This is a genomic window from Methyloglobulus sp. (genome assembly GCF_046714055.1).
Lineage (GTDB): Bacteria > Pseudomonadota > Gammaproteobacteria > Methylococcales > Methylomonadaceae > Methyloglobulus.
In genome coordinates, this window is record NZ_JBKKBJ010000191.1 from 1 (window position 1) to 10,207 (window position 10,207).

10 protein-coding genes and 1 pseudogene are annotated in these 10,207 nt (G+C 47.8%); 3 read left to right on the forward strand and 8 right to left on the reverse strand.

Translation table 11 applies throughout. The annotated features are described in order from the left end of the window. Positions 1-444: 444 nt before the first annotated feature. Positions 445-852 (reverse strand): tRNA (adenosine(37)-N6)-threonylcarbamoyltransferase complex ATPase subunit type 1 TsaE, encoded by a 408-nt coding sequence (tsaE, locus tag ACLQ6D_RS11290; RefSeq protein WP_411727395.1) that lies wholly within the window; start codon positions 850-852, stop codon positions 445-447. Continuing rightward, positions 852-2,315, reverse strand: a complete 1,464-nt coding sequence (locus ACLQ6D_RS11295) for an NAD(P)H-hydrate dehydratase (protein ID WP_411727387.1) — start codon at positions 2,313-2,315, stop codon at positions 852-854. The genes tsaE and ACLQ6D_RS11295 overlap by 1 nt, the downstream gene beginning before the upstream one ends. Before the next feature lie 69 nt (positions 2,316-2,384). Here ACLQ6D_RS11295 and queG point away from each other — a divergent pair, with 69 nt between their 5' ends. After that, complete coding sequence (queG, locus tag ACLQ6D_RS11300; RefSeq protein WP_411727388.1) at positions 2,385-3,431, forward strand: tRNA epoxyqueuosine(34) reductase QueG; 1,047 nt, start codon at positions 2,385-2,387, stop codon at positions 3,429-3,431. 100 nt (positions 3,432-3,531) lie between these two features. Here the strand turns inward: queG and ACLQ6D_RS11305 are convergent. The 6 genes and pseudogenes from ACLQ6D_RS11305 to ACLQ6D_RS11330 form a co-directional block, all read right to left on the reverse strand. After that, a pseudogene (locus tag ACLQ6D_RS11305) lies at positions 3,532-3,977 on the reverse strand (Tn3 family transposase); the annotation flags it as partial. A 252-nt stretch (positions 3,978-4,229) separates the two neighbouring features. After that, the gene (locus ACLQ6D_RS11310; protein ID WP_411727389.1) at positions 4,230-5,450 is read right to left on the reverse strand and encodes a beta-ketoacyl-ACP synthase; all 1,221 of its coding nucleotides are present in this window, start codon (positions 5,448-5,450) and stop codon (positions 4,230-4,232) included. Next, positions 5,450-6,175 carry a 3-oxoacyl-ACP reductase FabG gene (gene fabG, locus ACLQ6D_RS11315; protein ID WP_411727390.1) on the reverse strand — a complete coding sequence of 242 codons (726 nt, stop codon included), beginning with the start codon at positions 6,173-6,175 and terminating at the stop codon, positions 5,450-5,452. The genes ACLQ6D_RS11310 and fabG overlap by 1 nt, the downstream gene beginning before the upstream one ends. A gap of 18 nt (positions 6,176-6,193) precedes the next feature. Continuing rightward, positions 6,194-6,634, reverse strand: coding sequence for a 3-hydroxylacyl-ACP dehydratase (locus ACLQ6D_RS11320; protein WP_411727391.1), 441 nt, complete (start codon positions 6,632-6,634; stop codon positions 6,194-6,196). After that, the gene (locus ACLQ6D_RS11325) at positions 6,631-7,812 is read right to left on the reverse strand and encodes a beta-ketoacyl-ACP synthase (RefSeq protein ID WP_411727392.1); all 1,182 of its coding nucleotides are present in this window, start codon (positions 7,810-7,812) and stop codon (positions 6,631-6,633) included. The genes ACLQ6D_RS11320 and ACLQ6D_RS11325 overlap by 4 nt, the downstream gene beginning before the upstream one ends. Before the next feature lie 3 nt (positions 7,813-7,815). Continuing rightward, on the reverse strand, positions 7,816-9,045 hold the full coding sequence (locus ACLQ6D_RS11330; protein ID WP_411727396.1) for an NAD(P)/FAD-dependent oxidoreductase: 1,230 nt from the start codon (positions 9,043-9,045) through the stop codon (positions 7,816-7,818). Positions 9,046-9,289: 244 nt separating this feature from the next. Here ACLQ6D_RS11330 and ACLQ6D_RS11335 point away from each other — a divergent pair, with 244 nt between their 5' ends. Then, positions 9,290-9,517 (forward strand): type II toxin-antitoxin system Phd/YefM family antitoxin, encoded by a 228-nt coding sequence (locus ACLQ6D_RS11335; protein WP_411727393.1) that lies wholly within the window; start codon positions 9,290-9,292, stop codon positions 9,515-9,517. Further along, positions 9,507-9,947: a type II toxin-antitoxin system VapC family toxin gene (locus ACLQ6D_RS11340; protein ID WP_411727394.1), complete on the forward strand. Its 441-nt coding sequence runs from the start codon at positions 9,507-9,509 to the stop codon at positions 9,945-9,947. The genes ACLQ6D_RS11335 and ACLQ6D_RS11340 overlap by 11 nt, the downstream gene beginning before the upstream one ends. Positions 9,948-10,207: the final 260 nt, after the last annotated feature.

Genomic DNA, 10,207 nt, shown 5'->3' on the forward strand with positions numbered 1-10,207 from the left:
CCAGAACATAGGCGATTTTCTTAGGCGCGATGGTGGGTGTGAAGAAAATAGGGTGAGTGATTTATCAAAGCCACCGACAAATTGGAGAATTTAAAAAATAAAACTATGCATCATAGAGTTAGCTTAATAGCTTAAGAGATTACTTGGCAAATGACACACCACTACATAAAAATCAAATACTTGTCTTTACAAAATCTGCAAAAGGACTAAAATTCCCTGGCTCTTTAAAAAAATGTTTGATGTCCACCAAATACGGGCCGGCAAGTCTCGATCCACGGGGGCTGCCAAACCAACTGTGTTGCAGACCTCATAGCCGCAAAGGCAGTTGAAACAATGATTCTAGAATGCTCGCTGCAACCCAAATTTTTAATAGTTCTGTATTCATCTTTATAGTTTACTTGTACTTGAACTACAGGTGCGTTACATCAGTTGCTAACTGAGAAATCAGCTTACCTCTACCATTCTCCCACTTCCTTGCACACTTAAATTGATGACAGTATCCGGTTCGGGCAAAAAACCTTTGCCCTTTTCAGGCCATTCAATAAAACAGATGCTGTCTTGATTGAAATAGTCGTTGATTCCTATCCATTCCAACTCTTCTGGATCGGTAATCCTATATAAATCAAAATGAACTATTTTTTTTTTGGCCACTGTGTATTCTTCCACTAAGTTATAGGTGGGGCTTTTGACGGTTCCTGTGTATCCTGCGGCACGTAGATAACCCCTTACCAAGGTTGTTTTGCCTGCCCCTAACTCACCATATAAATAAATCACGCACTTTGAGGGTAGGGAATGATAAATTTCGGCTCCGAATTGCTCGGTTTCCTCAGTGTTATGTAAATATTTTTGCATCAATTGACCAACTGTCTGAGAAAAGGCATTAAATCACTGGCCAGCAAACCTCTTTCACCCGTTTGCCCAACAGCAAGGTCAGCCGCCATGCCATGCAGATAAACTCCTTGTTGTGCCGCATCTTTTAAGGAAAAGCCCTGCGCTGCCAATCCTGCTATAACCCCAGCAAGCACATCCCCCATGCCGCCCGATGCCATTCCTGGGTTTCCCGTTGTGGAAACAGTAACATCATCGTTCCCTGCGATCAGCGTTCCCGATCCTTTAAGGACAGCAATACCGTCATATTTAGCCTGAATCGCAGCGACGGCAGCATAGCGGTCTTGCTGTACATCAGCGGTGGCGCAGCGCAATAACCTCGCCGCTTCGCCGGGATGCGGCGTTAACACCCAATCAGGATGTTTTTCAGGGACATGCGCCAAAAGATTCAGCCCGTCAGCATCGATGACTAACATTTTGGATGACTTTATCGCAGCGATGAACAATACTGTTGCCCACTTGCTTTGCCCTAATCCAGGCCCTATGACAATGACATCGGCCTTATCCAGCAACGGCGAGAGTTGCCCGGCATTATCCACGCCATGGCACATCAATTCCGGTCTATTCAGGTTCAATAGCGCCGCGTGTTCAGGGTGGGTTGCCACGCTCACTAATCCTGCGCCTACTCGCAATGCCGCTTCGCCAGCCATTCTGGCAGCGCCCGAATAGCCACGGTCTCCACCGACTATCAACACATGTCCGTGGTCACCTTTATGGGCGCAACGGCTACGAGGAGGAAATATTTTTTTGACGACTCGATGAGTGTTCGTTGCGACTTTTTCGAAAATTTCTTTGGGCACAGCCAAGGACGAATAAAGAATTTCGCCGCAATAATCAGCCGCCAATCCGGTATACAAGCCTTGTTTCAAGCCGATAAAGGTAACGGTACATGTTGCTTTTACAGCACAAGCCATGACACTGCCGGTATCAGCATTTAACCCAGACGGCACATCAACGGCGATGACATGAGACCGGCATTTATTAATATTGTGAATCGCTTGCGCATAAATTCCGGTGACCGATTTGTTCAACCCTGTCCCTAACAAAGCATCAATGACCACATCCGCATAGATGGCCTGGTCAACCTGAAACGGTGTGATTGTCCCATTGGCGTTAATGTAATCCTGATAAGCGATGAGCGCATTATCCTTTAAATTTTCAGGGTCGGAAAGCGCATAAACAGTGACTTTCAAGCCTATTACTTGTGCCAGTCCGGCTATAATATAGCCATCGCCGGCATTATTGCCTGAACCGCAAAAAACACTGATGGATTTAGCATTAGGCCACTTGATTCGCAGATGCCTAAATACGGCATTTCCGGCCCGGCTCATGAGTTCAATCCCCGGAATACCGTATTCTTTGATTACAATATGGTCTAATTCCCTGACTTGATCGGCGCGATATAACTCTGTTGGTAGCTTCTGCATGGTATCGTTAGTGATCTTTTAGTTTTTATTTTAGGTAATCCGCAAATGGCCCTAAACAACACTGAAAACATGGCAAGTCTCGCCGCGCAAATCAAGGAATGGGGGCAAGCGCTGGGCTTTCAGCAGGTTGGCATTACGGACACCGATTTATCCAAAGCCGAAACCCATCTTGACAACTGGCTAGCCAACAACTTCCACGGCTCCATGGATTATATGCAACGTCATGGTCATAAGCGTAGCAGACCCGCCCTATTACATCCAGGAACTAGCCGTGTTATTTCTGTGCGTATGGATTACTTGCCAGAACCCGATAGCGCGATGAATCAGGCACTTGAGAATCCCTTCTCTGCTTATGTTTCGCGTTATGCGTTAGGCCGCGATTATCACAAGCTGATGCGGACTCGTTTACAGAAATTAGCCGACCGTATTCATGGGCAAATAGGCCCGTTTGGTTACCGCGCTTTCGTCGATAGCGCCCCGGTACTGGAAAAAGCCTTGGCAGAAAAGGCGGGGTTAGGCTGGATAGGCAAACATTCCAACCTGATTAACCGTAAAGCAGGATCGTGGTTTTTTCTTGGCGAAATTTTTACCGACTTGCCGTTACCTGTCGATAAGTCCGCCACAGAACATTGCGGGGCATGCCGCGCCTGCCTGGATGTTTGTCCAACTCAAGCCATAGTTGCGCCTTATCAGGTCGATGCGCGTCGTTGCGTATCGTATCTGACCATTGAACTACACGGCCCGATTCCTGAACCGTTAAGGCCTTTGATCGGCAACCGGATCTATGGTTGTGATGACTGCCAGATCATTTGTCCCTGGAACCGTTTTGCCAAACTGACCAGTGAAAAGGATTTTAACCCCAGGCACCGGTTGAATACCCAGGAATTACTGGACGTATTTGCTTGGAGTGAACAAGAATTTTTGACCAGAACTGAAGGTTCGGCCATCCGTCGTATCGGTCATGAACGCTGGCTCAGGAATATCGCCGTGGCATTAGGCAATGCGCCAAAATCCGAAGTTATTGTCGAGGCACTAAAAACAAGACTCCTGCACCCGTCTGAACTGGTGCAGGAGCATGTCAAATGGGCGTTGGATCGACAATTTGGGGGTATTTAACCAAAGAATGGTTTTTACCCAGCTACCTCTATAAGCCTTGGCACTGTTGGCTTACAGCCGAAATATCGATTTTGAAATCAGCAATGATTTTATTGATATCCTATTGAATATTAATAACATGTCCTCTGTTGTAAAATTCATACTTGTCAATGAAGCTGATATGCTGCCATGCGACCAGGGAAAACTGGGCTATTGTTCTCGCCATTTCCGGGTCAACTGACAGAAAGTGCTGATTTAGTATCGATAATAATGTCGCGTTATAAGAGATAACCGCGTTGGCGGTGAGCCGGATGGCTTCGGCATTGATGTCAAGTTCAATTTCCGTCCTACCAATCAGCATCCTGCCACCGCTGACTTTGGCGATGGTGGAGCTTAACTGGTGGTACGATTCGCCACGGTTCAATGAGCCTTGCACCACTTTTCGGACTTCTTTGCTATTAATATAACCGATCATAATGATTTCATAGAAGGCGATCAGTGCTTTTAAGGTCGGATTGGTCTTTTTATAAGAGGACACAAACTGACAATCTGGCTTTGTGTCGCCTTTCAAGATAGCGGTTGCGCCACACGTTCAAGGTCTGGTTGCTTACATTTAGGGTTGCCATAATGGCCTTCGCCGGACAACCATCGGCGGTCATCAATACCATTCTCGCAGGTAACGTATGTTTATCTCCAACAGCCCGGCTCTTTACCCATCTGCCCAACATTGACCGATCCCCTTCATTCAGCGCAATTTCCATCGGCGTTCCTATAAAAGCCAATGTTATCAACCTATAATATATTAACAATTCCATCTGTTTAACATCGTTTAAAAATAAGTGAAGTGTTAATGCCACCAAACGCAAAATTATTGCTCATGAGATAGTCGCATTCCAGCAGACGAATGGCATGTCTAATATAGTCGAGCTCGGCACACTTAGGGTCTACATTATCCAAATTAGCGGTTGGGTGAAACCAGCCTTCATTCATCATCTGTATCCCAGCCCAAGCCTCAATCGAACCACAGGCTCCCAAGGTATGTCCGGTATAGCTTTTCATTGCGCTAATGGGTGTTTTATGCCCCAGGACTGCTGCTGTCGCATGGCTTTCGGCAATATCCCCTAATTCAGTTGCTGTGCCATGGGCGCTGACATAGCCGATTGCCTTGACACCCAGCCCTGCATCCTGAAGCGCTAATTTCATGGCGATTTGCATACTATCGCAATCCGGTTTGGTGACATGCAAGCCATTGGAATTGGTGCCAAATCCTACGACTTCGGCATAAATGGGCACACCACGGCTCAGTGCATATTCCCTCTCTTCCAGGATAAATGTCGCGCCACCCTCGCCTATGACCAGGCCGTCACGATCCTTGTCGAATGGCCTGGGAGTTTTATGTGGCTCATCATTACGCAACGATGTGGCAAATAGCGTGTCAAAAATAGCCGGTTGCGATGGCGACAATTCATCGCTGCCACCGGCTATCATGACTGTTTGTATGCCTTGTTTGACGGTTTCATAGGCGTAACCTATCGCTTGGCTACTGGAGGTACAGGCACTGGAAGTGGGGATTATCCGTCCGGTGATGCCAAAATGTAGCCCGATATTGACAGGGCAGGTATGTCCCATCATGCGGATATACGAGGTGGCATCCAAACTGCCCTTATCACAGTTCAGCAACATTTTTGTGAAATCTATCAGCCCGTCAAAGCTACCGGAAGAACTGCCATAAGCAATGCCTACCCGGCCACTTTTCAACACCGGGTCTGCTAGCAATCCGGCCTCTTGTAAGGCCAGTTCAGTGGCGTACGTTCCCAACAGGGCAACCCGACCCATACCGCGCACCTGCTTGCGGGAATAATGTTCCGGCCTTGAAAAGTCTGCGGGGGCTGCTAACTGGGTGTTGAGGCCTTTATATTTGGCCCAGTCATTCATTTTCCGAATGCCTGTAAGTTGGGCTTTTAGTTTTTCAGAAACGCAAGGCCAATTATTTCCTAATGGTGTAATCGCGCCCATTCCGGTAATGACCACACGCCTCATCAGCAGAGCCCTCCATTAACTGAAATGACCTGACGGGTAATGTATGCGGCATCTTCAGACATTAAAAACGCGATGACGGCGGCGACTTCTTTGGCTGTCCCTGCCCGTCTTAGCGGAATCAATTTTTTAATCTCTTCCAGTGGCGCACCTTCTGGCATGTCGGTATCAATCAAGCCCGGCGCCACACAATTCACGGTAATATTCCGTTTGGCCAATTCCAGCGCCAATGCTTTGGTGGCGCCGATTATCCCCGCCTTGGCGGCACTGTAATTGACTTGTCCCCAGTTACCGATCAGGCCGGAAACTGAAGATAAGGTGACTATGCGGCCTGGCTTTCGCCGTTGAATCATGGGCATAACCAGGGGTTTCAATACATTGTAGAAGCCGTCCAGATTGGTATGCACCACAGTGTCCCAATCTGCATCTGTCAAGGCTGGGAAAGCATTGTCTGCGGTCATCCCGGCATTGCATACCACGCCGTAGTAAGTCCCGTGCCGTTCAATATCCTGCGTCAGTTGCTCGGCGCATTGCTGCCGGTCAGAGAGGTCAAACTGCAATACGCGGGATGTTTGTCCCATGGCTTTAATGGCTTCTGCCACCGCTTCTGCTTCAGCCCGGCGGCTATGGCAATGTACGGCCACATCAAAGCCTTTGCCTGCCAAATACAAGGCTATTGCCTTGCCGATACCACGGCTGGAGCCGGTCACTAAAATTGTTTCACCCATCTTGCAGCATCCAATCGTCTATTCGGTAAGCACTCGGTTTTGCGCCGAGTCGGGCAGATAAACATTCAATTTTGCTTCGACCAACACGCCAGGCGCGGTAATTTTGCAGTCAAACACACCAAGGCCTTGTTCCTGTATAATTTTTTTGACAGTCACTGTCAGTACCGATCCCGTCAGGAAACTATCCACGTTGCTCGTATAGGCACGAGTCCCCAACAAAAAACCCAGATAGGTTGGTCGCTGTGCTATTTTATCCATCATATTGCCGTGCGCCGCTATGGTTTGGGCCATGTATTCAATACCGACCAAAGCGGGCACTGCCTTATCGTCGCCAAATAGCCCATTATCGCGTACAGTCACTTCAGAAACCATGGACTGGCCGTCGAATTTAATGATTTTATCCAATAGCATCATAGATCCTTCATGGGCCAATAATTCATTAACCGCAAACTCGTTCATGCCCGTGCCACGACAATGGAGATATTATTGCCGCCAAAAGCAAAGGAGTTGCTTTGGCAGGCATTGATTTTACGCCCTAAATACTGCCCTGGCCTGACGTAATTTAGCTTAGGCAGGCCTGGATCCAATTCGTCGCCATTAATATTGGGGGGTAACTCGCCGGATGGATCATCCTCGTTAAGTAACAGCCAACATATCCCCAGTTCCATCGCGGCGGCGGCGCCTAAGGCATGTCCAGTCATTCCTTTGGTGGAACTGACTGCCTGTTCGTCTGAAAAAACTTCAAATACACTTCGGCTTTCCATTGCATCATTCAGTGGGGTGGCAGTGCCATGCATATTAATATAGTCAATAGCGTTCGCTGCTTTCCCGGCTTCTTGCAAAGCCACAGACATGGCTTTCATTACGGTTTTGCCATCAGGCGCTGGGGCGGAAAAATGGTGGGCATCGCTGCTGGCACCGATGCCGGATAATTGCACCGAGCCAGGCTCCTTGCTCATAACAAACAAGGCTGCGGCCTCTGCTATATTGATGCCATCCCTATGCAGGCCAAAAGGCCTGCATAAACCCGCCGAAACGGACTCCAACGCAGCAAATCCTTGCACGGTAAAGCGGCACAGGCTATCTGCACCGCCGACAATCACCGCATCACACAAATCCAGTGCGATCAACCGTCTAGCGGACGCAAAAGCCCTGCCACTGGATGAACAGGCGGTGGAAATGGCATAAGCAGGCCCTTTAAGGCCTAAATGCTTCGCCAGAAAATCGGCCCCCCCGGCTAATTGTTGTTGTTTGTAATGGAACGACCCAGGTTTTTTGCCGGTTTGGGCGACCGCAGCCCAGGCCAATTCCGTACTGTTAAGCCCAGACGTGCTGGTACCAATAACCACGCCAACCCGGTCTGCCCCAAACCGCCGGATCACATCATTTACAGTTCCCTTGATCTGATCTAGCGCAGCCAGTAACAGTTGGTTATTCCGGCAATCATATACGCTGTGGATTTTATCGATCAGCGGCAGTTTCGCCCGAACCTCCCCCACATAAACGGGATTTCCAGTAACCAGGCGTTCAGTTAGTGCCAAACCCGTCCGGTCGCCCGATAAAACCCGTTTGAGCATTTCTGCTTTGGAATCGCCAACAGCCGACACCATGCCAAGATCATTCAGGTAGAACTTCATCCATCATACCGTCGTGCGGCATAACTCCACCAAGGTGTCCAATCGGGGTTGTGAATTTTTGACATAAGGGTTGCTTTCATCCCAAACATAACCCGCTAGAATGGAACAGATCATGGCTTTGATATTGGGTTGTTGCTGGTCATAAAAAATCACATCTTGTAATCCGCCTTTGTACCATGCCGTTACATAAGTTCGAAAAGTGTCCACTCCTTTTTGCAAAGGCTCGGCAAAATCACGTTGCCAATCCACCGGCTGGTCGTTAAACTGCCGATCCAGCACGTCGGCAGCCAAGCTGGCCGATTTCATCGCAATGGTGACACCCGAAGAAAACACAGGATCTAAAAATTCGCCAGCATTCCCCAATAAAGCATAACCTTTGCCAAACAACGCGCTCACATTGGCGCTATAGCCTTTAATGCTATTGATGGGCGTGTCGAATATTGCATTTGGCAACAATGCCGATAACGTGGGCTCTTGCGCCACTAAGGCATGGAAAGCCTGCTGATTACCCTCAAAGGCGTTGAAAACATCAGGTTCACCTACGATACCTAAACTGCAACGGCCATTGCTAAACGGGATCAACCAATACCAAACATCCGTTATGTCGGGATGCACGATAATACGGATTTGATTCCGGTCATAGCGCCCGCAGCTAATCCTGTCTTCGATATGGGTAAATAAAGCTTGCCTAACGGGGAAATTTGAGGGGCTTTCCAAATTTAACAAGCGCGGCAACACCCGTCCAAAGCCGCTGGCATCCAAGACAAAATCCGCTTCTACTTGATACGTTACCGCCTGCTCGTCGGCCACGGTCAACATCGGCTGGTCACCGGAAAAATCCGCCCCCAACACCTGATGCTGCCAGTAAATAACGCAGCCCTGGCGTTGGGCCTCGGTAGCCAGCAATGCATCAAAGCGGGCACGTTGGACTTGATACGTGGAATTAAACCCTGGGCTAAACTTGTCGGAAAAATAGAATTCTGAATGTTTATCGTTGTGTAGAAAATCAGCGCCTGTTTTTAACTGGAATCCGGCATCACGAACGGCCTGTAACATGCCCGCTTGCTCAATGAACTCCATGCATTGCGGCAGCAAACTCTCACCAATGCTAAAGCGTGGAAATTTCTCCCGTTCCAAAATAACGGCCTGATAACCTTTTTTCTGCAATAAAGCACCTGCAATACTGCCCGATGGCCCAGCTCCGATAATAATAACTTTTTTTTGCCCAACCATTGTTTGTGTCACTTATCTGTATTCCGTGGGTTTATAAATACGTTGTTTTCAATCTGTATGCTGAAAATGGGAGCTTATTCTGAAAATAGCATGAGTATACCACTTAGGAACAGCTACTCAATTTGAAAAACCGGATTGGTTGATTGGTTGATGACTGGGCAAAATGAATTGACTCAGTTTTTCATTAAGCTCTCACTAACCATGTGCTACAATTATAAGTCATGAAGCACATAAAGGTTAAACCATGCAACATCTCAATATTAGAGAAATGCGTAATATTTTAGGCAAGCTTGATCAATTGGTTGAAGAGCAACAAGAACTGATTATTACCCGCAATAAACAGGAAATTGCACGGGTTTTGCCGATGCAGCCCAAGAAAAAACGCCCGACTCATGCCCAGTTACGGCAGTCAACCCAAAATAGTTCTGTTTCTGCAACTGAGTTAATTCGGCTGGATCGTGATGAGCGATAACCCTGCGGTTTATCTGGATACCAGTGCCTTGGCAAAATGGTATCTGGCAGAAACCAATTCGGAGCAGGTCAGTGATTATATTATCAGTTTAGACAGCGCAGTTATCAGTACGCTGACTAAAACCGAAATGCGCTGTTTGTTAGCCAGGCGCAAGCGTATGTTGGAATTCGGTGCAGATTTGGAAGGGCAAATTTATGCAACTTTCTTGGATGATATAGCCCAAGGGCACCTCACTTTGCTGAAAGTGGAAGATAAACACTTGGAAAGCGCGGCTAATCTGATTTCCATTTTACCGGAACATGCCTTACGGACACTGGATGCGTTGCATTTAGCAATTGCCCAGCATCACGGATTAGAACTTATAGCAACTGCCGATAAATTATTTGCCGCTGCTGCTGAGGCATTAGGGTTCAGAGTTGGCTTGTTTTAACTTGTATGGGTAGAGCATCGCCAAATCCATCATAAACAAAGGGCATTCTATGGATATTGATTAGCGGAAACGGTGGGCAAAAAAGCTTGGCCACCCTAAATGACCTTAATATCTGCTGCAATCCTTTTAACCTTGCCGCTGGCAGTGCAGCTAATCTGCGTCACTATTTGCAAGCGCAGCGGCACTTTGTAGGTGGACAGCCGTTGCCGACAAAATTGTAACACGGCTTTCTCATCCCATTTTGCTTGTTGTCTCAGCAC

Bases quoted from the DNA above. Each gene is read 5' to 3' on its own strand.
- ACLQ6D_RS11320 (WP_411727391.1), bottom strand. From the start codon at position 6,634: ATGAACGAGTTTGCGGTTAATGAATTATTGGCCCATGAAGGATCTATG.
- ACLQ6D_RS11335 (WP_411727393.1), top strand. From the start codon at position 9,290: ATGCAACATCTCAATATTAGAGAAATGCGTAATATTTTAGGCAAGCTT.
- ACLQ6D_RS11330 (WP_411727396.1), bottom strand. From the start codon at position 9,045: ATGGTTGGGCAAAAAAAAGTTATTATTATCGGAGCTGGGCCATCGGGC.
- fabG (WP_411727390.1), bottom strand. From the start codon at position 6,175: ATGGGTGAAACAATTTTAGTGACCGGCTCCAGCCGTGGTATCGGCAAG.
- ACLQ6D_RS11340 (WP_411727394.1), top strand. From the start codon at position 9,507: ATGAGCGATAACCCTGCGGTTTATCTGGATACCAGTGCCTTGGCAAAA.
- ACLQ6D_RS11295 (WP_411727387.1), bottom strand. From the start codon at position 2,315: ATGCAGAAGCTACCAACAGAGTTATATCGCGCCGATCAAGTCAGGGAA.
- ACLQ6D_RS11310 (WP_411727389.1), bottom strand. From the start codon at position 5,450: ATGAGGCGTGTGGTCATTACCGGAATGGGCGCGATTACACCATTAGGA.
- tsaE (WP_411727395.1), bottom strand. From the start codon at position 852: ATGCAAAAATATTTACATAACACTGAGGAAACCGAGCAATTCGGAGCC.
- ACLQ6D_RS11325 (WP_411727392.1), bottom strand. From the start codon at position 7,812: ATGAAGTTCTACCTGAATGATCTTGGCATGGTGTCGGCTGTTGGCGAT.
- queG (WP_411727388.1), top strand. From the start codon at position 2,385: ATGGCAAGTCTCGCCGCGCAAATCAAGGAATGGGGGCAAGCGCTGGGC.